Consider the following 26,891-nt stretch of genomic DNA (forward strand, 5'->3'; position numbering starts at 1 on the left):
TCAAACGCAAAAGCGTGGTGATTTTGGGCAGATCACTTGAATCCATATCAAACCCGATTGTGAATTGATCAAAAGAGCCCCAGCAAGAAACCGACCCCAAAAACTGCGATTGAGAACAGCCACAACGGGAGCAGCGAGTACCGAATGTGTCGCCCCATGCTTGCACCGGCCAATCCAAGTGCAAGCCAGAGGGCGGGCGAAAATGGGCTGATGAAGGTGCCAATGATATTGCCGATGAGCATCGCATAGACAATGCTTTCGGTCGGTACGCCAGTTGGTTCCACAATTTCCAGCATCACCGGCATCAAACCAAAGTAAAATGCATCTGTGCTGAGCACCAACTCAAGCGGAGCGCCGATCAGCCCGACCCAAATATGCAATGTTGGTACAACGCTTTCAGGCAAGATCTCGACCACCTGCTCAGCCATAACCCGGAGCATTCCTGTACCGTCCATAAGGCCCAGGAACGCCCCAGCAGCAAAGATAATCGTAGCCATTGTCAGCGCGGAAGGTGCGTGCGCTTTCATCCGGTTTACTTGGCTGTCCACGTCGCGGTAATTGACGATTAGAAGCAACGAAAGAGAGATCATAAAGAGAAACGCGGGGGGCAGTATGCCCAGCACAAGCGCGACTACTGTCGCCAAAAATAAACCCCCATTTACGAAAATGAGTTGAGGGCGTTCCAATGCCAATTCTTCGTCAGTCACCTTCAAGGCGTATTGTGCCATGCTTCCTGTCGGGTTCTCAACACCTGTTGTCTTGGACATTATGCGTTTCTCGCGAAGTCCCATTAGGACTGCGAAGCCGGCCAACAGAACCAACCCGACAATCTGAATGGGTATCAGAGGGTGCCAAAGCACTGTCAGATCAATACCCGAGACAGCAGAGGCCCTGCCCAACGGCCCGGCCCAGGGAAGCATATTCGCCAGACCGGCACCCAAGCATAGCATCATCAACATCAAATAGCGGTTCATTCCGAGCCCAACATAAAGTGGTAGCAGGGCCGGAACAGTTAGAAGAAATGTCGTTGCGCCAGCGCCATCCAGATGGGCCAGAGCGCCGACCATTGCCGTTGCAACGGTAATCGCCACCGCATTGCCCTTGGTCACCCCAATGATCCAATTGATAATCGGGCGAAAAAGCCCTGTATCTTGCAAGATGCCAAAGAAGAGGATCGCAAAGATGAACATCGTGGCGACCGGTGCCACACGAAGTAGGCCTGAGTTAAAGAACTCCGACAAATCTGTAGGACCGAAACCCGCCAATAACGCTCCTGCGAGCGGAAATAGTATTAATGCTATGACTGGAGTTACGCGGCCTGTCAGGAGAGACACAACAACGAGCACAATCGTTGCCAATCCAATCCACGCCATATCGCTAAGTGCCTCTTACAAGATATCAAACCAACACTTAGTCAATACATGAGCGTCATTCAGGTCAAGAAGGTCAGGTTCAAGATTATTGATATTGAGTTTTCCCTAGTAGCGGCCCAATTCGTTTCCCTGGTCCGAGACCGAATTGATCGCCACATACGCATATACACCAAGGTATCTAAAAATCGCCCCATTGGTCCAAGAGCAAGTCGTAAGCTTTGAGAAGTTTTTCAGTCAAGGTGTTGTGGACTATCTTCGGTTTTTACTCTTTCTGTCTTTCCAAAATACCAAGTGCGCAGAGACAATATGGCTACCAGCAATAGGGCCGACACACTCAACATGCCGACCACTATTGCTGCATGATGGGTCATCCACGGAAGTAAAGGGATGTTCTGTCCGAGTTTGTATGTAAGTTTTGTCCAGAAGAGTACCCAAATGCATGATCCAATAGCATTGGCCAGAACAAATGTTTGCAAACGCATTCCCGTCGAACCTGCCACAAGCCCATTTAGCTGCCGAAGCAAGACAAAGAAACGGGCTGAGGCAACAACATATGCTCCATAGCTTTTTGTTATTTGCTCCGCTTTTTCGTATTTCGTCTCAGTGATGCCGACTTTTGGTCCATACAAGAGGACGACACTACGACCATATCGGCGACCAACAAAATACGCTACATTGTCTCCCGCCATCGACGCAGCGATAGAGACAGCTATAACAGCAAAGATGTTGAGTTCGCCTTGGCTAGCAATCGCAGAGCTGGATATCAGAATGGTCTCACCGGGAACGGGTAAGCCCAGCGTTTCCAAAAACAACACAAGAAAAAGCGCTAAAAGCCCGAAGTCCTGCAAAAACGACAAAAAATAATTGTGTAAATCGGACATTGATGGCTTCCGGCTTTGACTTGTCTTCCCTGAAATGGACTATCCTGCGCGACACTCTTGCTTGTTTCAGTCCAATCTAGTTCACCGCCCAGCCACCATGCGTCTAGCTCTATTGCTTGGTAACTAAACGCCCAAGGGATTAACCGCTTTTGGGATGGATTTACACTAGGGCGCTCAAGGGCCAGTCGTTCGACTTTGCAAAGCCAGCTTTCTGCGCATCGCTGTCATTGGGGCATCGAGCAGCATCGTTCGCTTTGGGCTCGAAGCAGACTTTCAGTTAATTCCGCTGAATGTCCGCATTGCCGACAGAGTGAGCTTTCACTGCATCAAAACCAATGGCCGTTTTCTATCATTAGAACAGCTTCGCTAAAATTGGGATGGCTCTTCAAGACTGATCACAAGATGAGTTGATCAATTGTCTTTGGATGATTGGTCACTGGCTCGTAGCCGTCTTGCGTTATGATAAAACTGTCACCGATCTGGGCACGGAAGGTGTCTACAGACACAGATCCATCCACTGCAAAAACCATTCCTGGCTGGAGTAGTGTTGTGTCGCCAGTAACCAGTTGCGGAGTTTCCAGAAAGCTGAAACCTGTCGCGCGGCCACAACGAAAAGGATACTCATATCCTGCACCTTGAATAACTTCTGCATATGCAGAGTGAACGCTTTCTGCTGTTACACCGGGTCGCAACGCTTTAAGCGCGGCTTGCTGACTGGCCAGTGCGACCTCATAGACCGCGGCCTGAGATGGGTCATTAATCTCGCCAATCCAAAAGGTTCGGTCAAAGCCCAGCTTGAAGCGGTGAAAATTGGTTATGCCGCACAAGCAGAGGAACACTGGCTCGCCGCGCCGCATGATACGTGTGGTGGCGCGGTGATGTGTCTTAGTGATTGCCTCGCCCGAAGCCATGATTTGCAGGAAGTGCGTATTCGGCGACATATCGGTGTCGTCGTAATACGCGCTCAGGAGTTCTGCCGCTTTGCGCGTCCCCGCTTGCGATGTGGCAAGGGCTACTTCGTATTCTGGCACACCATCGCCTATGGCAGCGCGACCGGCGTTCATCATGGCGTTTGCGATCTGACCTGCATGGCGGGCAAGTAGTAGTTCTCGGTCGGATTTGATCATCCGCATCTAGGACAGGATCGGTGTGACCGAGGTGAGATTTTGCGCACCAACCAGTTCATCAATGTATGCGCGCACAAGGGCTGGCATGTGATTGGATTCTATTCCAATACGCCTGGCACCTTTGATGGCGGCAGGCAATTCAGCGCGCCATTCCGCACCCATTCCGTCATTCCACGCCGCAATCTTGTCTACACACGCCGCAGATTGAGCAGCGATGAGGTCAATTGTGGGTGTGATCAACAGGCTGGAACCGTCGCGCGGCACCACCAATATGTTCGGGCGGCCAAATTCCATGTGCAAATAGTCGTATTACCCTGTCAGGTAATAGACATTGTCGTCATCGGTGATGAGAGCGACATCAAGCCCTTTTTTTACCCATTTCGACGCGAAGCCTATTCATGCGGGATTCTAACATGGTCAATCGCATCCGTTTCCGGCTACCGGCAGGCGGTCACGCACTAGTTGTGCCCAAAACGCGACCCCAATTGGCAACAGATCATCGTTGAAATCGTAGTCGTCCGAATGGAGCGGTTGGCCGCACGGCCCCTCTTGCCCGTTGCCGAGCAGCAAGAAGCACCCTGGAACAGCGGCCGAGAAGTGCGCAAAATCCTCCGAGAAACTCATGGGTTCGCGATTGCCTTCAGTCTCCAGCCCTAAGACGAGAGCTGCGTCTACGACAGCGCGAGTTTGTTCCGGGGCGTTGATCGTCTCGATGAATTCTGTGTTAAATGTCATAGATACTTTTACGCCGTGGGCGGCTCCGATACCTTCGGCAAGCTGGCGCATAAGCCGCGCGACCTCCTCGCGATCTTCTGGCGTCCGTGCGCGCACATCCCCCTTTAGAGTTGCGACACCAGGTAGGACATTGCGCTGACCATCGGTCAGGAATTCCGTTACCGAAACGACAACACCCGCGCCCGGAGCAAGCTTGCGTGACACGATGGTTTGCAAGGCCTGCACAATCTCTGCCCCGATGGTAATCGCATCCCGCCCAACTTGCGGCATGGAGGCGTGACCTCCTTGTCCTTCGATCAGAATTTCAAACAGGCTTTCGCTCGAACAGATTTGACCGGGCCGCGTGGAAATCTGCCCCACCGGCGCGGCAGGAAGATTGTGAATGGCATAGACTTCCTCAACGGGAAAACGCTCTAGCACACCCTCGGCAATCATGGCTTGCGCGCCCAATCCGTGCTCTTCGTTGGGTTGGAAAATGAACACCACCGTGCCATCAAAATCGGGCTCTTTAGCAAGGGCTGCCGCCGCGCCCAAGAGCATGGTCATATGGCCGTCATGCCCGCAGGCATGCATAACACCAGCCGTCTGGGAGACATAGTCATGGCTGCTGGTCTCATGTATCGGCAGTGCGTCCATGTCGGCTCGTAGACCGATGGCGCGATTGCCCGTCCCGCGTTTAAGGACACCAACAACACCCGCGCCGACATGGGTCTCAATTCCGAGATCTTCAAGGATGCCCGCAACCCGTGCCTTAGTTTTTTCTTCAGCAAACCCGAGTTCGGGCATTCTGTGAAATTCATGGCGTAGTGCAATCAGGTCTATTGGTGGCATTCGTTGTTCTCGCTGGATGGTCTCCAACGACGTTAACTTGAAAACTCGTCAAGGCAGGCCGGAAAACGACCTATGGCATGAAATTTAACAAGTACCTGGATCACCAGCGTTTGATCAAAGCAGACATACGTGCCGGTCGCAGCATTGTCCATTTTGGGTTCAAAGCGGTAGTTCGCTACTCTTTGCTTGAATGACCGCTCTGCAGGCAAAGTCACCATTCAATCAAAGGTCGGGTTTATGAATTCCGGAAGCGATACGCGCGCGCTCGTAAAGACGTGAAAGAAGTGCTCCTAAAAGGTTGAGCCAGGTCATCGGAATTAGAACGACAAGGCCGTGACCCTTTGTGAAACCTGGATTGCGTAGCTTAAAGAACTGCACATCTGATGGATCAAGCCGTTCATTGAGACGTTTTTCTTGCGGTGTTTCGATTGTGACCCATCCGACGTCGCGCACAAACGGGTCTTCGGGACGAACTGCCGGATCAGAGAAGCTTTCTATGAGCTGGCGAGCGATTTCCTGAATATCGCCTGGCGACTTAACATCCGGGTGCGGGAAAATTCGCCGAAAATACTTGCAGAACAGGTGATAGCTCGACGTGTGAACGAGTGTGCCGAGATAGTACACTGGGGTGAATGGGTGGCTTAGTTTTTCAGTTAAAGCACGTACGATGCCGAAGCCGTAAGTTGCGCCGCGCCCGCGAAACCCAGGTGCCAACCCAGCCTCTGCCCGCAATACAATGACGCTGCGCCCATGCACTTGGCGTCGATAGCGGTGAACTGCACAATAACCAATAAAACTTTGGTCTGCCGCGCAGTAAAGCTGGATGGATGTTGCTTCTGCCGGCGGTGCTATCACGTGCTGATGAAACTCTTCGGCGGAAACACCCGCAAAGATCTTTTGATGTACTGAATATAGTCTGTTCGACAGAGCTCGCCGCTCACAGGCCGACAGTTCTGCCGGCACAACAATCCTGCCTCGGGCAATCCTAGGCTCTTTTCCGTTATCGCGTTCCATTTCGATCGATTGTAATGCGAGGATGTGGAGATGTCTCTGCTAGGCTCAGAGCAGTCGTTCGCTGCGTTCTGTCTGAGTGACCGCTTTATAGGACGAAGCGATCATTTTTTCTCCTGCGGCGATTTTTACAGACTTAGCTATGAACGAAGTGCACGCTCGCGAAGTAACGGCGCCAGTCAGCCACTTCGGCGGCGATATCGTCGCCCTTCAGTCCGCGCGCAATCAGAGAAGCCAGCCTGTCGGAGTGATCACACGTCATGCCCCATCTCACCAACTCGGGCGTACCTATGCGCAGACCATTCATATCACCTTCGATTTCCGTCACCGGCAGGCCAATGCCGCAAGACAGAAACCCAGCTTTGCGTAGGGTCTTGGATGCAGCCTGTCCACCGCCAAAGCTTTCTGCCAGAACAGCGAACTGGTGAGAGGCGGTGAAGCCCTCGCGTCCGGCAAAAACTGGAACACCTTGCGCATCGAGGCCCTGGGCCATTGCGCGGGACATTGCGATCATCTCGGCAGCGTAGTCCTTTCCGTAGTCGCGCCAATCAAGCATCGTTACAGCAAGAGCAGCTGACTTCGCGGCGTCGAAGTTCGCCGTCATGCCTGGGAATGCAATGGCATCCAAATCCTTTGCAATCTCCGCATCGTTTGTGACAATCAGTCCCCCAGCAGGACCGCCGAGGCTTTTGTACGTACTCATTGTCATGAAGTGTGCGCCCTCGGCCAAGGGGTTGCGCCAGGCTCTTCCCGCGATAATCCCGCATTGGTGCGCGGCGTCGAACATCACCTTGGCACCGACTTCATCTGCTATGGCCCGTACTTCTTTGACTGGGTGTTCAAAAAGGTTGAGACTTCCGCCGATCGTGATCAATTTGGGACGCTCCCTTCGCACAAGCGCGCGCAATTGGTCGAGATCGACAGTGTAGCCATCGGCATCGGTTGGCGCATCTATTGTATGCAAACCAAACAACCCGGCACATCCTGCGAAGTGATGTGTCACGTGCCCACCGATCGATGCCGGCGGCGCAATTATTGTATCGCCGGCTTGGCAGGTGGCCATGAAGCCATAGAGGTTGGCAATCGCGCCAGAAGGCACGCGGATTTCTGCGAACTTTGCGTCGAAAACCTCCGCGCAAAGCTCGGCTGAGATGACCTCGATTTCTTCGATGGCTTCAAGTCCCATCTCATATTTTTCGCCCGGATATCCAAGCGAGGGGCGCGAGCCAATTCCCGAAGACAGCAAGGCTTCAGCTCTCGGGTTCATTACATTGGTTGCAGGATTTAGGTTGAAGCATTCGTGCTCGTGGATTTCCCGATTTCGGGTGGCTAAATGGTCAATCCGATCCAGCAGAGCCTTGGATGAAGTGCGAGACGTTTCGGTTGCGATCTTCTGGACCAGTGCTTCGCTGTCGGTCGGCACCCAGTTTCTCATTTCTATGGTCATCGCAATTCCCTCCTTGGCTGCACACAGATTGGACAGATCGGAATGACAACGCAAACCAGTTTTGCTATTTCTGGGCATAGAAAAACTAAGGCTGAGATCTATGGCTGTCGCTCCACGTCGCCCCAAAGGGCCGCCCCTCAATGCTCTGCGTGCCTTCGAGGCTGCGGCGAGGTTAGAAAGTTTCGTTTCCGCGGCCGAGGAGTTGTGCGTCACGGCCGGCGCGGTCTCACAGCATATAAAGGCCTTGGAAGGCTGGGCCGGAACTACCTTGTTTGAAAGAGGGGCTCACGGTGTTTCGTTAACCTCCTCTGGTCGCAAGCTAGCAGGAGAGTTCACACATGCCTTTGATCTTCTCGCGGCGGCGACGCAAAGTTTGCGAACCCTAGCACCCAACCCTGAGATCCACATTGCCGCTTTGCCCTCAATTGCGCAGCTATGGTTACCAGCGCGATTGGGCAAGCTGCGCGAGAAGCGTCCCGACCTGAATGTCTCGGTGACAGCAATGGAGAGGCCTCCCAGCCTATCGAGAGAACTATTTGATCTGTCGGTTTTCTTTTCCGTCTCGGCTGAAACACCGGATCAGATCGTGCTTGCGGAAGACGAAATCCTCCCAGTTTGTTCACCAAAGATAGCAGATGGTCTTGATCTAGAGACCGCGCAGTTGCTGCATGACCAGACGTGGCAAGAAGACTGGTCCATTTGGTCAGAGGCGACGGGTGTTTCAGTTGGTGATCCCCAAAGGGGGCCGAGATATTCGCTATACGCCCTTGCCGTAGAAGAAGCGAAGTCCGGTGCGGGCGTGCTTATGGGACACAGTTGCCTGGTTGAGCAGGCGCTTCAGTCTGGACAACTCAAAAAAGTTTCATCGGAAAGTATCGGAACGGGTCGGGTGTTGGCCCTTGAGCTTCCACATAGATCGAGACGCCATCCTGCGATTGATGAGGTCGTTAGTCTACTTCGAGAGGGAGGACCGCACTTCAACGGATAAGAACTGCTGAGATGGCGAGTCTTTCTGCTTTAGGCGCGGCGCAGTCAATCGCTCTTCTTGGCGTGAACGGCCGCAACGCAGAAAGTAAAGTTTTTGCATGCGGCAGGGAAAAAGCCTTTCCGGCGGGTATCAGATTTCTAGGTTTTACGTTTCTGCGACTTCGCTAGCTTGGCATGGATTGGCGTCAATCTCCGTTTGCCGACTTTACCATTCACCTATTGAGGTAACCCTGCCTTCAACCAACCTTCACGCCAGTTGTTTGCGGAGGCTGGAACAGTGAAGATTGGTATCTGGGTTTCCTGTGAAGCGGCAGTCAAGCCTGGGCGCAAAATCTGCAGGTCTTTAATCGCTTTGCGAGCGGCTTCTTCATCAGTCAGGTGCCCCAGAGAAGCGATCAGCATGAGATGACTCATCACGAAGCTGGATCGCACTGACAAAGCATCCCGACAAGCTCCAGCCGCTTCCTCATATCGCTCAAGCTGAAAGAGTGCGCTTGCCTGAGCAAGGTAGGCGGCGTGGCGCAATGGATCATGCGGGCTAAGGTCGACAGATTGAACCGCGTGTTTCAGAGCCTCCTCCGGCCTATCAAGCAGGCATAGGTTAATGGATGCTAGCATGTGAACTGTTGCAGCGTTTGGATTTTGCTTGAGCGCTTGTTTGAAAACGTCCCGCGCACGCGGCAGGTCTCGCGCGAGCATTGAGATGGAATGCGCCGCATACGCCATTGCGATCCCGTCTGCACGATCGCTCATGAGAACCCGTTCAGCGGCCTTGATAGCTTCCTTTGGTCCCTCACCAATAGGTTCAAGCCCTTGAACCATTCGTTGAATATGCAACCAAGCCAATAGCCCGGATGCGGACGTATAGTCTGGATCACGATCCAGTGCGAGTGTTGTGAGTTGTATGGCCTTGCGGTTGTCTTCGTCCGTCAAAAGATGGAAGTGCGATTGCGCCCGAAGGTACAGTTCGTAGGCTTCCAAATTGTCCGTTGGTTTCGCTCGAGCTCGGTTTGTTTCAGCGTGCCTCAGCGATGGCTCAATCGCTGTCACGACCTCAACGGTGACTTTGTCTTGAAGGTCAAAAATATCATCAAGCACACCGTCAAATCGATCTGCCCAAAGATGGCTGCCGTTTTCTGCATCAATCAACTGCCCTGTAATGCGGACGCGCTGACCTGCACGTCTGACCGAGCCCTCCAGAACATACCGCACGCCAAGAGTGCGCCCGACTTCGCGTATATCTGTGCTTTTACCTTTGAACATGAATGACGAGTTTCGGGCCAACACCATCAGCCAGCGGAAACGCGACAGCTCTGTGATGATGTCCTCGGTAATGCCGTCTGCAAAAAACTCCTGTTCGGGGTCACCGGACATGTTGTCGAACGGAAGTACGGCAATCCCGGGTCTGACATCCGTTGTTGTGGAAAGATTGGCCGAAGTGCCTTTGGGCCAGTGCCAAACACCAATTCGGCGTGTGATGTTCTTCAGTTCAGTTTGCTCGCCGCCTTCGAAGTGAGATGCATCACCACGGTCCAAACTGTTGTGCGAGGTGTCTGACATCAGAACTTGATCCGGCTCGGCCAGCGCTTCGAGACGGGAGGCGACATTTATTCCGTCACCAAAAATGTCATCACCATCCGTGACGACCTCTCCGGTATGAATGCCAATTCGAAGTTTGATACCGTCCGGTTTCTGAGCTGACTGTATTGCGATTGCGCAATCTGCGGCATCTGATGTGGATTTGAACTCGGCAATCCAACCATCGCCCATACTTTTGATCAGCGTTCCATCATGCTCTTCCAGCAGACACTGAAGCGTTTCTTCACGGAATGATCTGAGCGCCGCAATCGTACCTTCCCGGTCACGATCCATCAGTGCTGAGTAGCCAACAATATCAGCTGCAAGCACTGTGGTAAGCCTTCTGTCCATTCGTTAACCCCCGTTTCTAGGAACTTAACGCGACACTCAGGTTCTGTCAGCCCGACATGGTCACCATTGAGCTAACCGCCGAATTCCAAGCTTTTTTGATTAACGCCAGCTTTCGGGCCATTTGCAGACGCTGATTACCCCGCCTCTGGGTTGCGGGCTTCATCTCGTCGACCGATAAAAAGAGGCGCGCTTAATCACAAGCGCACCCCAGTCCAACAGGGAGGAGGAAAATTCGCGTTCTCAAGTACACCAACGCTAGTTTCTTAATGCGCTAGTTATGGATGGATCTGCGAAAGAGTGCAGTGAAGTTGGTCACGCAAGCCGCAAATTGCGGTAGCGCAGGTCCCCGCTGGTTGGGCGCTGCTAGTTGCAAGCTGATTGACCAGCATACATCCCTAGTCCAGCACCGGCTGCTGTTGCTAGCGTCTTGCCTGTTCCACCACCAAACCGATTTCCAACTACCCCGCCAAGGGCAGCGCCGCCGAGGACACCCGCCGCGCAGCGTGCGTCGTGCTGTGCTTGGGCCTGCGTTGGCGTTGTCGGCGCTCCGCAAGCAGCCACGAGTAGAGAACCTCCAAGCGCGCAAGCTATCAATGTCTTCTTCATCCAGAACGCCTCTCAAACTTTCGAATTGGTTGTCTGACTAGGTGGCTCCTAGCCATCTATTGTACAAGGCTTCAGCGCCTTTGGGATTTGAGGTTAACCAAATCTTAATAATGAGAACCTGAGGTCCAAGGTTTCGCCTTGGCTTAACGGCCACCTGAAAAACCTGAGATCCGGCCCTACCATTTTCCAAAGGTTGAAAAATGATCCCAAGCGCCCATAGTTCACACCCAAGGCGTGAAGCTCCAACAACGAGAAATTGGGGGACAAATCAGGGGATGTGAACCGTATTTCTTGATTAATTATCAGTGAGATGTAAGTTTAAGTGGTGCCCCCACACGGACTCGAACCGCGGACCTACTGATTACAAATCAGTTGCTCTACCAGCTGAGCTATAGGGGCACTTTTTCAACTTGGTCCTTGAGTGCAAAGCCAGATCTTTTTGTTCAGATCAAGCCACGAAAGGCTAAGTTTCAAAAGTTAGGGCGCTACCTTGAACATTTTGGTCTATGTTCGTTGGGCAACGGCCAACTGGATGAGCAGGCGTATATGGCAAAATTTTTTGGCCCGCAACCCGCTAATTTACTCAGTTTGCAACGTTGCCCATACGCTCCAATTTTTAACTGGAGGCGGCCAATGGAACCGTTGGCATCCTTCTGCCATTGCTTAATCGCATCGGGCTGAAAGACATAGGCGTTCGCCAAAAAACGGATGCTTGACTCACAGCGCCAGCAAGAGGTTCGCGATTGCCGCAACGAGGATAGCTGTAAAGGTCAGAACCATCCCGACCTGGCGCAGAATCACGATCTGGGGGCTGCGGCCAAAGCCGTAGGCGTGCAACAAGCGACCGCTCAGCAGACAGAGCCCCAACAGGTTCAGCATCAGCGCCCCGGCGCCCTGAAGCTCGACCATGGTGATCAGCAGCAAGGCAAGGGGCGTGTATTCGACGAAGTTGGAATGCGTCCGGATGACCTTCAGCATGTCCGGCTTGCCACCATCGCCATAGGAGACCTTGTCACTGCGGCGCTGGCTTATGACCATGAAGCTTAGCACAATGTAAAGGATCGCCAGCAACGCGGCGTAGACTGGGGTGATGGACAGCATATTGTTCCTCCTGAGTACGAAAAAGGCCGCCCGGTTCCCCGAGCGGCCCTTGTGCTTTTGAAAAATAAACTGGTTATTCCAGTTCGACCAGCAGGTCCTTTGCGTCAATCTGGCCGCCGGGCTGGACATGGACAGCAGAGACCACGGCGTCGCGTTCGGCGTGGATGCCGGTTTCCATCTTCATCGCCTCGATGGTCAGCAGAAGATCGCCTTCTTTGACCTCTTGGCCTGCGGTGACAGCAACGGTCGCGACAACACCCGGCATCGGCGCGCCGATGTGGTTGGCGTTGCCGGCCTCGGCCTTCGGGCGGGCCTGTGTGGAGGCTGTCACAAGGCGGTTGGGCACCCGAATGACGCGGGGCTGGCCGTTGAGTTCGAAGAACACTTTGACCTCGCCTTTCTCGTCGGTCTCACCGATGGCCTGACAGCGGATTTCCAGCGTCTTGCCTGGATCAATCTCGGCCGTGATCTCTTCGCCCGGCTCCATGCCATAGAAGAAGGTGCGGGTCGGCAGGGTGCGCACCGGACCATACGTGCGGTGACGGCCCATGTAGTCGAGGAACACCTTCGGATACATAAGGTAGCCGTTCAGATCCTCGTCATCGACCTCTTTGCCGTCCAGTTGCTTGGAAAGGTCGGCGCGGGTGGCCTCCAGATCGACGGCGGGTACGTTTTTGCCTGGACGCTCGGTATTGGGGGCCTCATCCTTGAGGACCTTATGAAGGATCGCAGGCGGGAAACCACCGGGAGGCTGGCCCAGGTTTCCGCGCATCATGTCCACAACTGAATCGGGGAACGCCACATCGGTTGTTGGGCTTTCCACTTCTTCGCGTGTCAGGCCCTGGCTGACCATCATCAGCGCCATGTCACCGACAACCTTGGACGACGGGGTCACCTTCACGATGTCACCGAACATCTGGTTCACGTCAGCATAGGTCTGGGCAACCTCATGCCAGCGCTCTTCCAGCCCCAGAGAACGGGCTTGCGCCTTGAGGTTGGTGAACTGACCGCCTGGCATCTCGTGCAGATACACCTCAGAAGCCGGAGCCTGCAGGCTGGATTCAAAGGCCGCGTACTGGCCACGCACGGCTTCGAAGTAGTCGCTGATCTCACGGATCGATTTGATGTCCAGGCCGGTATCCCGCTCAGTATGGCGCAGCGCTTCGACCACAGTGCCCAGCGTGGCCTGAGACGTGTTGCCCGAGAAGCTGTCCATCGCGCAATCTACCGCGTCGACGCCGGCCTCAGACGCCGCCAGAATGGTGGCGCTGGCGATGCCTGCGGTGTCGTGCGTGTGGAAGTGGATCGGCAGACCGACCTCTTCCTTCAACGCGCGGATCAGAATCTTGGCCGAGGCCGGTTTCAACAGACCTGCCATGTCCTTCAGGCCAAGAATATGCGCCCCTGCATCGCGCAGCTCTTTCGCCATGCCGACATAGTATTTCAGATCGTATTTTGAGCGATCCGGGTCCAGAATGTCGCCAGTATAGCAAACGGTGCCTTCGCAGATCTTGCCGCTTTCAACGACCGCATCCATAGCCACGCGCATGTTTTCAACCCAGTTGAGCGAGTCGAACACGCGGAACACATCAATCCCTTGCGAGGCCTGGCGCACGAACTCCTGCACCACATTGTCTGGGTAGTTGGTATAACCAACACCGTTTGCGCCGCGCAGCAGCATCTGGGTCATCAGGTTCGGCATCCCCTCGCGCAGGTCACGCAGGCGCTGCCACGGGCATTCCTGAAGGAAGCGGTAAGCGACGTCGAACGTCGCGCCACCCCAGCATTCCACCGAGAACAGCTGCGGCAGGTTCGCGGCATAGCTGGGTGCGACCTTGATCATGTCGATCGAGCGCATCCGTGTCGCCAGCAACGACTGGTGACCATCCCGCATCGTGGTGTCTGTGATCAGTAGCTGGCGCTGGGCTTTCATCCAGTCGGCCACGGCCTGCGGGCCCTTTTGCTCCAGCAGGTTGCGGGTCCCCATCTGGGGTTCGGCTTTCTGGGCAGGAGCCTTGGCTTCTTTCAGATCGGCACGCGGCTCGGGGCGATCCTTAGTTTCGGGATGGCCGTTGACGGTGATATCCGCAATATAGGTCAGAACCTTGGTGCCCCGGTCGCGGCGCTTTTTAAAGGCGAACAGGTCTGGCGTCTCGTCGATGAACTTGGTGGTGTATTCATTCGACAGGAAGGTCGGGTGCTTCAGCAAGTTTTCCACGAAAGCGATGTTGGTAGAGACGCCGCGCACGCGGAATTCACGCAGGGCGCGGTCCATCCGGGCAATCGCCTTTTCGGGCGTCGGTGCCCAAGCGGTGACCTTCGTCAGCAGCGAGTCATAGTAGCGCGTGATTACGCCGCCCGCATAAGCGGTGCCGCCGTCCAGACGGATGCCCATACCTGTGGCCGAGCGATAGGCGGTGATGCGGCCATAGTCCGGGATGAAGTTGTTCAGCGGGTCTTCGGTGGTCACTCGGGTCTGCAGAGCGTGGCCGTTCAAGCGGATCTCATCCTGGTTGGCTTTGCCAGTGGCCTCGGCCAGCGTCTTGCCCTCGGCGATCAGGATTTGAGCCTGCACGATGTCGATGCCGGTGACCTCTTCGGTGACGGTGTGTTCCACCTGAACGCGAGGGTTCACTTCGATGAAGTAGAACTTGCCGGTGTTCATATCCATCAGGAACTCGACGGTGCCCGCGCATTCATAGTTCACATGGGCGCAGATACGGCGGCCCAGTTCACAAATCTCGGCGCGTTGTTCTTCGGTCAGATACGGGGCAGGGGCGCGTTCAACGACCTTCTGGTTCCGGCGTTGGACCGAGCAGTCACGTTCATACAGGTGGTAGATCTCACCATGCTTGTCACCAAGGATCTGAACCTCGACGTGACGGGCACGGGTGATCATCTTTTCCAGATAGCCTTCGCCGTTGCCAAATGCGGCCTCGGCCTCGCGGCGGCCTTCCAGAACTTTCTCTTCCAGCTCTTCCTCGGACAGGATCGGGCGCATGCCGCGTCCACCGCCGCCCCAGCTGGCCTTTAACATCAAAGGGTAGCCAATCTCGGCCGCCTCTTTCTTGATCGCGGCCATGTCATCGCCCAGAACTTCGGTGGCGGGGATAACCGGCACGTCAGCGGCAATGGCAACCTTTCGGGCACTGGCCTTGTCGCCCAGGGCGCGCATGGTTTCGGCCTTAGGGCCGATGAAGGTGATGCCGTTCTGAACACAGGCATCCACGAAGTCCGGGTTCTCGGACAGCAGGCCGTAGCCGGGGTGGATCGCGTCGGCACCCGATTCCTTGGCGACGCGGATGATCTCGTCAATCGACAGATATGCCGCGACGGGGCCAAGACCTTCGCCAATGCGATAAGCTTCGTCCGCCTTGAAGCGGTGCAGGCCTAACTTGTCTTCTTCGGCAAAGACCGCAACGGTGCGTTTACCCATCTCGTTGGCTGCGCGCATCACGCGAATGGCAATCTCGCCGCGATTGGCGATCAGGATCTTCTTGAAATCGGTCATTTTGGGTCCCGGTCTTGGTGTTTCGGCCGTGTTCATAGGCGGAGAATACGCGCAGGTGTATCAGTGGTTCTGGGTATAACCGGCATGTTAACGCTCGCAAACGGCCATTGTTCGCGCGTTTCTTGTAGCGTTGCTGCGTCGCAGCATCAATCTTCGTGATGAATCGTCTTGATTTGCGTCAGCTCGGCAAGGCCCATCTGCCCCATATTTGCGAGCATATCCTGCCGTAACAGGTCAATCACATGAGCCGGTCCTTTGGAGCCAAGTGCTGCCAGCCCATACAAAAAGGCACGTCCAAGCATGACGAAATCGGCCCCTTTGGACAAAGCGCGAAGGATGTCCAACCCGCCTTCGATGCCGCTGTCGAAGATCAGAGGCAGGCTGGTGACCCTGCGAATCTCCGGTAGAACTTCAATGCTGGCGGGGGCACCGTCAAATTGACGCCCGCCGTGGTTCGAGACCCAAAGCGCATCCACCCCGGCTTGTTCAAGTACTTCGGCATCGTCGGGGCGCATGATTCCCTTTATCACGAAGGGCCCATCCCATTGATCGCGCAACCGTTTGACGTACTCCATGTCCGGTGACGTCCGCAGCAAGTATCCGACATGGGCTGTTAGCGGCATCGATTTTGTGTTGTCGATGTATTTGTCCAACGTGCGCATTTTGGGCATGCCCTGTCGCAGCATCCCAAACGCCCAAGCGGGGCGCCGTGCGACTTGGGCCAGCAATCTTGGCGTCAGCCTTGGCGGATGGGTCAGCCCTGAGCGTGTCTGACGCTCTCTTCGGGACGCGACAGGAACATCTGCCGTTAGGACTAACGTTTTAAATCCTGCCTGTTGGGCGCGGGCCAGAAAATCTGCCCGAATCTCCGGGTCCCTAGGCGGGTAAAGCTGGAACCAGGCGTTTTCACCCAGATGAGGGGCCAGATCCTCCGGGGATTGGCTGGCCACCGTTGACAATGTGTAGGGCAGAGAGGCCTGCGCAGCCGCACGCGCCAAAATGCCTTCTGCGTCCGGCCAGATCAGACCCGACATGCCGATCGGCGCGATTCCGAAAGGAAGTGGGCAGTCTTGCCCCAGAAAGCGCTTGCTGGTGTCGTATTCCAATTCACCTTTTAGAATCGCGGGGAGTAGTCGCACTGAATCCAGCGCTGTTCGATTTCGGAGCATGGCCGTTTCGGTCCCTGTTCCGCTTTCGGTATACTCCCAAACAAAATGCGGAAGCCGCCGTCGGGCGCGGTGTTTCAGGTCGGCAATGCCGGGATAGGTGCTGTGCAGGTCCATGGCGCTTGATCCAACCTGCGCTGTGATTCGGCAAGAGGATCACGCCGCATCAGGCTTCTGTTTGAGCGATTTTGGCCCCGGACATTCAGCCGCCGAGTCGGTATGACCACTTGCAACGCGCACCTGATTTCGGCCGTTATCCTTGGCTGAATAGAGGGCATCATCGGCCGCTCGCATCAAGTCTTGCGGCATCGTCCCATGTGCAGGGTAATGCGCTACTCCAACCGAGATCGTGATCCGAGGCAGAGACTTGTCGCCATATCTGACCGACACGGCCTCGACCGCTTGGCGCAGGGTTTCAGCCCGTGTCACCGTATCATCCGGCGTGTTGTCGGGGAGAATCAGCATGAACTCCTCGCCGCCGATGCGGCAAGCGATCTCATCGCGGTCGCACCCCTGTTCCAAGGCGGCGCCCACGGCGCGCAGAACCATATCACCCGCGTCATGCCCATGTGTGTCGTTGAACTTCTTGAAATGATCCACATCCACCGCGATCAGGCTGAGCGGCGCACCGGTCTGCTGGCTGCGACTGATTCCCCGGCGGAGGCTGTCGGTCATGTGGCGTCGATTGAACAATCCTGTCAAAGGATCGCGCACGGACTGGTCATGCAATTGATCACGCATCCGCACATTGGCAATCGCCATGCTGATCTGTTCCGCACAAAGCTGCGCCAGTTTCTTGCTGGCGTGAAAGGCCTCACACTTCCCCTCATGGGCGCGCAGGTGCAACAAGCCGACCGTTTCGCCATGAGCGAGAATTGGAAAACAGAAATAGGCCCGCCCGTCATGGGGTTCGGCATGCTCGCAGACAAAATCAATCTCGGAGGCACCGAATTCATAGGTCCGTCCACGGCGTAAGCCCCAGCAGCCCTCGGGGTGGATATGCGCCTTGTGGGTGCCACCGTTCCAACTGGCGCATCCGTCCAGAACATCGCGCGAGTTGGAATAGACATAAACACTGCCCTCAGCCTCGGGCAGGATGTGGGTCATGAAACGTGAGACCATGTCGAACAGCTCATCCAGCGAGCGGCTGGATTGCAGCCATTCATTCAACTCGCCCAGCAGTCGGACCTCGCGCGCGAGGCGCAGTTGGTCATCCATCAACTCTCGTTCTTTCTGCGCACGCACGCGAAGCACGCCCAACTGCCTGCGATTGTTGCGATGCACGATCAGGATCACTGCCGTCAACGCCAGCAGGACCACCGCACTAATCGCAATCAGCGACATTTGAACCCGATCAATGAACAGGTTCCTCACATCAGTGATGTCGGAATAGAACTCAATCGCGCCGAGGAACTTGCCGCTCTGAATCACCGGCGTATAAATTTCGGCCACATGTCGGGTGTTGCTGTCCAGATTCTCCAACTGGTCGGCGTTTAGCGAATCCACCTCGGCGATGGGCTTTTCCTCATGCTTGTAGAACAGGTTGCCCATGGCCACCACGTCCGTGAAATAGGGTTTGGTATTCACCGAACCGACATCACCATCGCGGGTCGACCAGAACACCTCACCCGAGGAATCGAACAGCTTGAATCGGTAGATATCCGAAGTTTCGGGCAGCAAGCTTAGAAAAGCCTCATCATGTTGGCTAAGGATATGTCGTTCGAAGCTGGTCTTGACGTCAAAAAGCTGGCTTTCCACCTTCTTTTCAAGGCGTAGGGCGTGATGGCGCAGATCCGATTCCAGCATGCGGTCCACAAGAGGGGCGGGCAGTGTATATATCCCCCAACAAGCCAAAGCTGTCAGAGCGATCAGCGTTGCCGTGCTGACAAAGACCTTTAGCTTGCCAATAAGGCGTGCTTTTGCCGTCTGTTCCATACCCACATTCTCCCACAAAGTGCGGAGTAGCATCTGTGAGAGGTTTTGACAGAGTGTTAACTTCCTTGCATGTGGGGGCGTGAAAATGATTAAGATTTGTAAGACCCCGACGGAAAATTCGCGCGAACAAGGCGTGAACAAACCCTTTTCCTTTTGGCCCATCCAGCGTAGTTTGCCGATATGAGCAGTTTTGATGAAATGGACGCCTTTGAGGGCGCATCGCTATCGGCGCGCGCCATGGCCGCGCGACCTACGCCCTATCTGGACGGCCTCAATCCAGCGCAGCGCGAAGCGGTTGAGCAGCTAGACGGACCGGTGCTGATGCTTGCGGGCGCGGGAACAGGTAAGACCAAAGCTCTGACCACACGGATTGCGCATCTTCTGACCACTGCCAAGGCGCGTCCGAACGAGATTCTAGCCGTGACCTTCACCAACAAGGCTGCGCGGGAGATGAAAGAGCGGGTGGGCCGTCTTCTTGGTCAGCCCGCCGAAGGGATGCCATGGTTGGGTACCTTCCACGCGATTTGTGTCAAGCTGCTGCGTCGCCACGCTGAGCTTGTCGAACTGAAGTCGAATTTCACCATTTTGGACAGTGATGATCAGTTGCGTTTGCTCAAGCAACTGGTGCGGGCTGCCAACATAGATGACAAGCGCTGGCCTGCGCGGATGCTGGCCGGAATTATCGACGGCTGGAAGAATCGCGCTTTGACGCCTGACAAAGTGCCGGTCGCGGATGCCGGGGCCTATAACAACAAGGGTGTGGAGCTATATGCTCAGTACCAGACCCGCCTGCGCGAGTTGAATGCGGTGGATTTCGGTGACCTGCTGCTGCACATGGTCACGATTTTCCAAACCCATCAGGACGTGCTGGAGCAATACCAGCGCTGGTTCCGCTACATTCTCGTGGATGAGTATCAGGACACCAACGTCGCCCAGTACCTCTGGCTGCGTCTGCTGGCCGGAGGGCACAAGAACATCTGTTGCGTGGGTGATGACGATCAGTCGATCTATGGCTGGCGCGGCGCCGAGGTGGGCAACATCCTGCGGTTCGAAAAGGACTTTCCCGGCGCCTTCGTAGTGCGGTTGGAGCAAAATTACCGCTCGACGATGCATATTCTCGAAGCATCTTCGGGTGTTATCCGAGGGAACGCAGAGCGCCTCGGGAAACAGCTTTGGACCAATGCAGAAAAAGAAGGATGGAAGGTTCGTCTTGTTGGCCATTGGGATGGTGACGAGGAAGCGCGATGGGTTGGCGAGAAGATTGATGATCATGTTTGCGGTAGATCGGTAGAGGCAAAAAACCGATTTAATCCGCGGTTGCAAACCTTCGAGCAGGAGTTGGATAGGCGTGCTAAGGCGGGCTTGGGGCCGATTGACCAGCACGCATACATAAAAAATGCCTTTGAAACGGGAGAAGTCTACTCCGACCTAAAGACTCAGAACTTGGTATTGAAGCTGCTTGAGGGCGATCCCAATGCTGCGAATATGCTTCAATCAGTGGCAGCCAGCAGAGTGAACAAGTTCAGTCTTGATGAAATCGCCATTCTGGTCCGCGCCTCGCATCAGATGCGCGCGTTTGAGGATCGGTTTCTGACGATTGGGCTGCCTTATAAGGTGGTCGGCGGCCCTCGGTTCTATGAGCGGATGGAGATTCGCGATGCCATGGCCTATTTCCGGCTGGTGGTCAGCCCCGAGGACGATCTGGCGTTCGAGCGGATCGTGAACACGCCCAAACGCGGCCTTGGCGACAAGGCGCAGCAGACGATTCAGGTTGTGGCGCGTCAGAACGGGGTATCTCTGGTCGAAGGGGCGCGAATTGCAGTTGAGAACCAGTTGATCAAGGGTAAGGGCGGCAAAGCTCTGCGCGAGTTGATCGACGGATTGGCGCGGTGGAATGGGCTGACGCGCGGGCCAAGGATCGAGGTCGATGACGACTCGGTCATTGAAGACGGGTTGTCGCCCATTCGCTATGGTGCGCCGGAGCACACGCATATCGAGCTAGCGCAGATCATCTTGGACGAATCTGGCTATACGGGGCATTGGCAGAACGACAAGACGCCGGAAGCGCCGGGCCGGTTGGAAAACCTTAAGGAACTTGTGAATCAGCTGGACAATTTCGAGAACCTGCAAGGGTTTTTGGAGCATGTCAGTCTGGTGATGGACAATGAACAAGAGGGCGATGGGGCGAAGGTCTCAATCATGACGCTGCACGCGGCAAAGGGGTTGGAGTTTCCTGCCGTGTTCCTGCCGGGGTGGGAGGACGGTTTGTTCCCTTCGCAACGCTCCATGGACGAATCGGGCCTCAAGGGCCTCGAGGAAGAACGGCGGCTCGCTTACGTGGGCATTACCCGCGCTGAGGAGGTTTGCACGATTTCTTTCGCGGCCAATCGGCGGGTGTTCGGGCAATGGCAGAACGCAATGCCATCGCGGTTCATCGACGAATTGCCCGAGGATCATGTGGAGGTTCTGACGCCTCCGGGGCTGTATGGCGGCGGGCAACCGGCCGCGACGATCGAAACCCGCGCGGCTGAGGCGAATGTATACAACTCTCCGGGCTGGAAGCGGATGCAGGCGCGGCAGGGTCAGTATGGGATGTCCCAGCCGAAAGAAAGTCGGAATACGGTGATTGATGCCACGGCCATTGCCAGCTTCACCTTGGGTGAGCGGGTGTTTCACCAGAAATTCGGCTACGGCGCGGTTACCGGCATCGAAGGGGATAAGGTCGAGGTCGATTTCGACAAAGCAGGCGTGAAAAAAGTTGTTTCCCGTTTCCTGACCGCCAAAGACGACGTTCCGTTCTGATCTCTAGAGGCCTTCGACCAGCACCAGATTGGCCGTCGTTGTCTTGCGTCTGATCTTGGCCAACTCGATATAGTCCGGGTCGTCTTTCCACGCCCGGGCCGCGGCCACGTCCGGAAACTCCATCAGCACGATGCCTTCTTCGGCCCAACTGCCTTCGACAATCTCGACGGGTTTTGACGAAATGGTCAGCAGGCGCCCGCCGTGCCGGTCAAAGATTGGCATGAAACCTTCAAGATACTTCTGATACCCGTCCGGATCATGAATGGAAATCTGGGCGATAAAATAGGCGGCCATGGCGCACTCCTGAAAAAACGTAGCTGCGCCGATCTTAGTCCGTTTGCCCAAAATGCAAAAACGGCGGTTTCCCAGGGAGGAGGAAGGGAAACCGCCGTTCTTTTCTACATCAGGGCAGGGAGGAGGAGAGCCCCGATGTATCTGAACCCGGGTTTGAGCCCGGTATGAGGAAGACGCGGCGACGTCAGGGAGGAGGAAGACGTCACCGCGCGCTTTCAACACCAGGCAGGGAGGAGGAGAGCCCGGTGTGTCTTGGTCCGGCGTTGCAAGGCCGGTATTTGGTGCGGCGACGTCAGGGAGGAGGAGAGACGCCGCCGCTGATTACAGACCCTAAAGGGAGGAGGAAGGGTCTGATCTCGTGTATTCGTTTGCGCTTAACGCGCTGTGAAGTCGTCAGCCGCCTGACGGGCCAGGCCGCGGATCATTGCGCGGCTCAGGCCGAGATCGGCCAGCTCGCGGTTCGACAGCGCCGACAGCTCACTTACCGTCTGGCGGTACAGGCGGTAGCGGGCAAAACGTGTCTTTGCGGCCTCGACCAATGTGGTGATACCGCCAAAGTGAGTGCCTTTGAGTGCCGGTGTGTTTGTTGCCATTGCCATCTTGTTGTTCCGTTCATTCTTGTCTTGCTGACCGGTGCCAGCGTTTGCTTGAGGATGAAAATAAGTGAATGCTGCGATTGCACAATAGCCCGCAACGTCAATGCTGCTATGCAGCAAATGCATGGATATCAGAGCCTTGTCAGTCGCGGTTTGAAATCACCCATGATTTTTTGGGGTTTGCGGGACCTTGGGCGCTAAGTCTTGGTCGAGCAAAGATTCCTTCTCACCATTCGACTTGCCCGGAGTTTGAGCGCAGCTGCGAAAGTTTGTGCGTTTGATGGACGCTTTGTTTCAACTCGATCACGGGAAAGCGATCTTAGATCGTGGCTTGGGAATTCGTGGGAGCAGATCAAAGCGGCCAAATTCCACGCGGTTTCCTTCTGTGTGATTCTTTGCTTTTTGCGTTGCTGACGGGTCTCAGCCGGCATTTATTCCGAGAATTCGAAATTTTTTTGGGAAATCATGGGTGATCGCGGGAGGTTCACGAGGTCACCATATCTAGCGATCGAATGACTTTTGATGTCGATATGAGGTGTGTTGGTTCTGAAATTGGCTCAAAATACACCTTGTTTTCATAGCCCGTATTAGATGGTGCCCAAAAATTCCTGTTGATTTCCATGAATTCCCATGTCATCCCTAATGCATCCGATGAGGACGAGGCAGCAGGGGCAGCAAACGACCCCAACCAAAAATAATCAGGTTTCATACAGGCATCTCGCTTTCATCACTCAAGAGATCCGGCGCGCGGGCGAGCAGACATCCCCCCAGGTGGCGCGTGCAGCTGGACATCCCGCAAAGCGGGCCAATGCGGCGGGTTGATCAGTGGCAGCAGATCAACCCGCCGTTTTTCATCCGGGGGGACGTGAAATTCAAGTGGGGCGCAAGCGAAAGGGACAGTCGTCTTGGCGCGCAGGTTTAGAGGTGAAAGCCACCATAAGGTGGACACGAAGGGCAGGGTCTCGATCCCGGCCTCGTTTCGCCGTGTGCTTGAATCGTCTGACCCCAATTGGCAGCCCGGTGACAATCCTGAGCTTGTGATTGTCTATGGCGACCACCGCCGCAAATACCTTGAATGCTATACCATGCAGGCAATTGATGAGGTCGACGACAAGATCGACGCTCTCCCGCGTGGCTCGATGGAGCGTAAGATGCTTCAACGCATGTTCCACGGTCAGTCCTTTCCCACCAATGTGGATGAAACCGGGCGTCTGGTTTTGCCGGCCAAGCTGCGCAACAAGATCGACCTAGAGAATGAGGCGTTCTTCATAGCCGCCGGTGACACCTTCCAGATCTGGAAGCCCGAGACCTATGAGGTCGAGGAACTCGCCAAGGCCGAGGAATGGATGGACGATCTGCCGGATGATTTCGACCCGATGGTCTACCTTGACGGCGTTGGGGACGCGTAACGGCATGTCCGGCGCGGTCTCTTCATCTTCGAACCCACATATTCCTGTCTTGCTGCGCCCTTTACTGGCGGCGGTATTTCCGGTGGCGGGCACTTGGCTAGACGGCACGTTCGGTGCAGGTGGGTATACGAGAGGTCTGCTTGAGGCTGGGGCCGAGAAGGTGATCGGCGTGGATCGCGATCCGCTGGCATTTGAAATGGCCGCAGACTGGGCAGGCGACTATGGCGACCGCCTTGTGATGCAGCCCGGTGTATTCTCTCGCATGGATGAATATGCGCAGGATCTTGATGGGGTTGTACTGGACCTCGGGGTTTCGTCCATGCAGCTGGATCTGGCTGAGCGCGGCTTTTCCTTCATGAAAGACGGCCCGCTCGACATGCGCATGAGCCAGGAGGGTGAAAGCGCCGCCGATTTGGTCAACACGGCGACCGAGGCGCAATTGGCCGACATCCTGTTCCACTACGGTGAGGAGCGTGCAAGTCGGCGTATCGCCAAGGCCATCGTCAAAGCCCGCGCCGAGGAGCCCATCACCACGACCTTGCGTTTGGCCGAGATCATCGAATCCTGCCTGCCGCGCCCCAAGCCGGGACAATCGCACCCTGCGACGCGTAGTTTTCAGGGCCTGCGGATTGCAGTGAACGCAGAATATGATGAGCTGTTTCAAGGCCTTATGGCCGCTGAGCGGGCCTTGAAGCCTGGTGGGCAACTGGCTGTTGTGACCTTCCACTCCATCGAAGACCGGATGGTTAAACGGTTCTTCCAGTCTCGGGCTGGTAAGACCGGGCGGGCCAACCGCTATGCGCCCGAGATGGAACAGGAAGTGCCGCAATTCACGCTCAAGACACGCAAAGCCGTCGGGCCAGATGAGCAGGAATTGCAGGAAAACCCGCGTTCGCGTTCGGCCAAGCTGCGTGTCGCGATCCGCACTGAGGCTCCGGCGGGGGAAATTGACGCCCGCGCCATCGGGATGCCGCAACTTGGGGGAAGGGCAAGATGAAGAGTATTCTGTATGTGTTGACCGCACTGTCCGTTTTCGGATTGGCCCTGTGGGCCTATCAGGAGAACTATCGGACCCAGCAAGTTGTTAAAGAAATGCAGGCCCTTCAGGGTGAGATCGGCGTGGCGCAGGTTAAACTGGCGGTTCTTAACGCCGAATGGGCCTATTTGAACCGCCCCGATCGTCTGCGTGAGCTGGCTGATTTGAATTTCGAACGCATGGGCCTGTTGCCTTTGCGGGCTGAGCAATTCGGACGTGCGGACCAGATCGCCTATGCCGAGGACCCCGACCTGCCGGTTGTTGACCCTATCGAACTGCAGGCGATCACCGATATTCAGGCCTTGGGTGAGGTGCAGATTCCATGACTCGCACTCCCCTCCGCCCTCTGGCACGCGTTCTGGATGCCCGCGCGAAGGGCGAAAACCCAAAGGTCATCGAGCGCGAGAATATCCGCCAACGTCATGAAAAGATGAAAGACCGCGCCCGTGCCCGCGCCGAGGGGCGACTATTAGTTTTGGGCCTGTTCTTCTTTTGCGCCTTCTCGGTCGTGGGCGTCCGCATGGGCATGCTGGCGACGTCCGAGGCACAAGAGCCGCTGGCCAGCGCGCCCGGTGCTTCGATTGCAATGCAACGCGCCAATATCGTTGACCGCGAAGGGCGTATTCTGGCGACCAATCTGGACACTTATTCCGTCTACGCGCAGCCGCCCTTGATGATTGATCCGATTGCGGCAGCCGATCAGCTGGTCGCGATTTTCCCGGATCTCGACAAAGAGCGTCTGATCAAGGACTTCACCGGTAAACGCAAGTTCCTGTGGATCAAGAAACGCATCTCGCCCGAGCAGAAACAGGCGGTGCATGACATCGGCGATCCGGGCATCCTCTTCGGCCCGCGTGAAATGCGCCTCTACCCGAATGGCAAGCTGGCGGCGCATATTCTTGGTGGCTCGGGTTTTGGTCGCGAAGGCGTGAGCGCTGCCGAGGTGATCGGTGTCGCCGGCGTCGAGAAGAAGTTCGACGACTACTTGCGTGACCCCGCCAACGGCAGCAAACCGCTGCAACTGTCGCTCGACCTAACCATCCAAGCAGCGGTCGAACAGGTGCTCTATGGCGGGATGAAGATCATGAACGCCAAGGGTGCCTCGGCGGTTCTGATGAACGCGCATACGGGTGAGGTGATCTCGGCCGCGTCTCTGCCTTCGTTTGACCCCAATGACCGTCCGCGCCCGCCGACCTCGGGCTTTGATCCGTCTGATAGCCCTCTGTTCAATCGTTACGTGCAGGGTGTCTATGAGCTTGGGTCTGTCTTCAAAATCTTCACTGCCGCACAGGCGGTGCAGCTTGGATTGGTGAACTCGGAAACCATCATCGACACCTCCGGTCCGATGAAGATCGGCCGTTTCCCAATTGGTGAGTTCAACGGCAAGAACTATGGCAAGATCAGCGTGGCGGATGTGATCGTCCACAGTTCAAACCGCGGGACTGGACGGCTGGCTTTGCAGATCGGTTCAAAACGCCAGCAGAGCTTTCTGGAAACGTTGGGCATGTTCGAACCCACCCCGTTCGAGATTGTCGAAGCCGCAGGTGGTGCGCCGCTCAAGCCCAAGAAATGGGGCGAGTTGAGCACTGTCACCATCTCTTACGGTCACGGCTTGTCGACCAGCCCGATGCATCTGGCAGCCGGGTATGCGGCGATTGCCAATGGCGGGCACTATGTCAGCCCGACGATCCTGCGCCGCAATGGCCCTCAATACGGCCCACGGGTGATGTCGGAAAACACAGCGCGTCAGGCGCAGAAGATGCTGCGCAAAGTGGTGACCGACGGCACGGCGAGTTTTGCCGAGGTCAAAGGCTATGATGTGGCGGGCAAGACCGGTACCGCCGATAAGCCCAAACCGCGTGGCGGGTATTATGATGACAAGGTGATCGCGACCTTCGCGACCATCTTTCCGGCCTACGACCCGAAATATGTGCTTATCGTCACTTTGGATGAACCCTCCATTCTGGCTTATGGAGAAAAGCGCCGGACTGCGGGTTGGACAGCGGTGCCCGTGGCGGCGGAGTTGATCGGCCGTGTCGCGCCCTTGTTAGGCCTGCGACCCCGGCTTGAGCCTGAGGCGAGCGCTGCTATAACCCTGACCTCGAATTAGGGTG

At 55.8% G+C, this 26,891-nt stretch carries 20 protein-coding genes, 1 tRNA gene and 1 pseudogene; 6 read left to right on the forward strand and 16 right to left on the reverse strand.

What is annotated here, in order from left to right:
• Window positions 1-68: 68 nt before the first annotated feature.
• From ACR0C3_RS07830 to ACR0C3_RS07860, 7 genes and pseudogenes are all read right to left on the reverse strand, one after another.
• On the reverse strand, window positions 69-1,373 hold the full coding sequence (locus ACR0C3_RS07830; RefSeq protein WP_480757967.1) for a CitMHS family transporter: 1,305 nt from the start codon (window positions 1,371-1,373) through the stop codon (window positions 69-71).
• Between the two features lie 230 nt (window positions 1,374-1,603).
• Window positions 1,604-2,254, reverse strand: a complete 651-nt coding sequence (locus ACR0C3_RS07835) for a DedA family protein (RefSeq protein WP_480757968.1) — start codon at window positions 2,252-2,254, stop codon at window positions 1,604-1,606.
• A 395-nt stretch (window positions 2,255-2,649) separates the two neighbouring features.
• On the reverse strand, window positions 2,650-3,381 hold the full coding sequence (locus ACR0C3_RS07840; protein WP_480757969.1) for a M24 family metallopeptidase: 732 nt from the start codon (window positions 3,379-3,381) through the stop codon (window positions 2,650-2,652).
• A 6-nt stretch (window positions 3,382-3,387) separates the two neighbouring features.
• Window positions 3,388-3,777 (reverse strand): annotated as a pseudogene (locus ACR0C3_RS07845) (aminopeptidase P family N-terminal domain-containing protein).
• Window positions 3,778-3,798: 21 nt separating this feature from the next.
• Window positions 3,799-4,947: an amidohydrolase gene (locus tag ACR0C3_RS07850; protein WP_480757970.1), complete on the reverse strand. Its 1,149-nt coding sequence runs from the start codon at window positions 4,945-4,947 to the stop codon at window positions 3,799-3,801.
• Window positions 4,948-5,169: 222 nt separating this feature from the next.
• On the reverse strand, window positions 5,170-5,961 hold the full coding sequence (locus tag ACR0C3_RS07855; protein WP_480757971.1) for a hypothetical protein: 792 nt from the start codon (window positions 5,959-5,961) through the stop codon (window positions 5,170-5,172).
• Between the two features lie 133 nt (window positions 5,962-6,094).
• Window positions 6,095-7,405, reverse strand: coding sequence for an aminotransferase class I/II-fold pyridoxal phosphate-dependent enzyme (locus ACR0C3_RS07860; protein WP_480758174.1), 1,311 nt, complete (start codon window positions 7,403-7,405; stop codon window positions 6,095-6,097).
• A 100-nt stretch (window positions 7,406-7,505) separates the two neighbouring features.
• On the opposite strand from ACR0C3_RS07860, the gene ACR0C3_RS07865 reads away from it, so the two are divergent.
• On the forward strand, window positions 7,506-8,393 hold the full coding sequence (locus ACR0C3_RS07865; RefSeq protein WP_480757972.1) for a LysR family transcriptional regulator: 888 nt from the start codon (window positions 7,506-7,508) through the stop codon (window positions 8,391-8,393).
• A 215-nt stretch (window positions 8,394-8,608) separates the two neighbouring features.
• On the opposite strand, the gene ACR0C3_RS07870 is transcribed toward ACR0C3_RS07865, so the two are convergent.
• From ACR0C3_RS07870 to ACR0C3_RS07900, 7 genes are all read right to left on the reverse strand, one after another.
• Window positions 8,609-10,321, reverse strand: a complete 1,713-nt coding sequence (locus ACR0C3_RS07870) for an adenylate/guanylate cyclase domain-containing protein (protein WP_480757973.1) — start codon at window positions 10,319-10,321, stop codon at window positions 8,609-8,611.
• Window positions 10,322-10,684: 363 nt separating this feature from the next.
• Window positions 10,685-10,927: a glycine zipper 2TM domain-containing protein gene (locus ACR0C3_RS07875; protein ID WP_170374962.1), complete on the reverse strand. Its 243-nt coding sequence runs from the start codon at window positions 10,925-10,927 to the stop codon at window positions 10,685-10,687.
• A gap of 323 nt (window positions 10,928-11,250) precedes the next feature.
• Window positions 11,251-11,326, reverse strand: a tRNA-Thr gene (locus ACR0C3_RS07880).
• 318 nt (window positions 11,327-11,644) lie between these two features.
• Window positions 11,645-12,028, reverse strand: coding sequence for an MAPEG family protein (locus tag ACR0C3_RS07885; RefSeq protein ID WP_480757974.1), 384 nt, complete (start codon window positions 12,026-12,028; stop codon window positions 11,645-11,647).
• A gap of 73 nt (window positions 12,029-12,101) precedes the next feature.
• Window positions 12,102-15,539 carry a pyruvate carboxylase gene (locus tag ACR0C3_RS07890; protein ID WP_480757975.1) on the reverse strand — a complete coding sequence of 1,146 codons (3,438 nt, stop codon included), beginning with the start codon at window positions 15,537-15,539 and terminating at the stop codon, window positions 12,102-12,104.
• Window positions 15,540-15,685: 146 nt separating this feature from the next.
• Entirely contained in the window at window positions 15,686-16,822 is a 1,137-nt protein-coding gene (locus ACR0C3_RS07895; protein WP_170719020.1) for an alpha-hydroxy acid oxidase, read from the reverse strand.
• Window positions 16,823-16,861: 39 nt separating this feature from the next.
• On the reverse strand, window positions 16,862-18,640 hold the full coding sequence (locus ACR0C3_RS07900; RefSeq protein ID WP_480757976.1) for a sensor domain-containing diguanylate cyclase: 1,779 nt from the start codon (window positions 18,638-18,640) through the stop codon (window positions 16,862-16,864).
• Window positions 18,641-18,820: 180 nt separating this feature from the next.
• Between ACR0C3_RS07900 and ACR0C3_RS07905 the strand changes: the two genes are divergently transcribed.
• Window positions 18,821-21,442 carry an ATP-dependent helicase gene (locus ACR0C3_RS07905; RefSeq protein WP_480757977.1) on the forward strand — a complete coding sequence of 874 codons (2,622 nt, stop codon included), beginning with the start codon at window positions 18,821-18,823 and terminating at the stop codon, window positions 21,440-21,442.
• A 3-nt stretch (window positions 21,443-21,445) separates the two neighbouring features.
• Here ACR0C3_RS07905 and ACR0C3_RS07910 read toward each other — a convergent pair whose 3' ends face one another.
• Both ACR0C3_RS07910 and ACR0C3_RS07915 read right to left on the reverse strand, forming a co-directional pair.
• Window positions 21,446-21,736, reverse strand: coding sequence for a DUF1330 domain-containing protein (locus ACR0C3_RS07910; protein ID WP_480757978.1), 291 nt, complete (start codon window positions 21,734-21,736; stop codon window positions 21,446-21,448).
• Between the two features lie 374 nt (window positions 21,737-22,110).
• Window positions 22,111-22,335, reverse strand: a complete 225-nt coding sequence (locus ACR0C3_RS07915) for a DUF1127 domain-containing protein (RefSeq protein WP_170691847.1) — start codon at window positions 22,333-22,335, stop codon at window positions 22,111-22,113.
• Window positions 22,336-23,273: 938 nt separating this feature from the next.
• On the opposite strand from ACR0C3_RS07915, the gene mraZ reads away from it, so the two are divergent.
• From mraZ to ACR0C3_RS07935, 4 genes are read left to right on the forward strand one after another with little or no spacing between them, the layout of a single operon-like run.
• The gene (gene mraZ, locus ACR0C3_RS07920; RefSeq protein WP_480565824.1) at window positions 23,274-23,741 is read left to right on the forward strand and encodes a division/cell wall cluster transcriptional repressor MraZ; all 468 of its coding nucleotides are present in this window, start codon (window positions 23,274-23,276) and stop codon (window positions 23,739-23,741) included.
• Between the two features lie 4 nt (window positions 23,742-23,745).
• Window positions 23,746-24,738: a 16S rRNA (cytosine(1402)-N(4))-methyltransferase RsmH gene (gene rsmH / locus ACR0C3_RS07925; RefSeq protein ID WP_480758175.1), complete on the forward strand. Its 993-nt coding sequence runs from the start codon at window positions 23,746-23,748 to the stop codon at window positions 24,736-24,738.
• The gene (ftsL, locus tag ACR0C3_RS07930) at window positions 24,735-25,103 is read left to right on the forward strand and encodes a cell division protein FtsL (protein ID WP_170460904.1); all 369 of its coding nucleotides are present in this window, start codon (window positions 24,735-24,737) and stop codon (window positions 25,101-25,103) included. Before rsmH ends, ftsL begins: the two co-directional genes overlap by 4 nt.
• Window positions 25,100-26,887, forward strand: a complete 1,788-nt coding sequence (locus ACR0C3_RS07935; protein WP_480757979.1) for a peptidoglycan D,D-transpeptidase FtsI family protein — start codon at window positions 25,100-25,102, stop codon at window positions 26,885-26,887. Before ftsL ends, ACR0C3_RS07935 begins: the two co-directional genes overlap by 4 nt.
• The last annotated feature ends 4 nt before the right edge of the window (window positions 26,888-26,891 follow it).

This window comes from Ruegeria sp. CK3 (genome assembly GCF_056536565.1).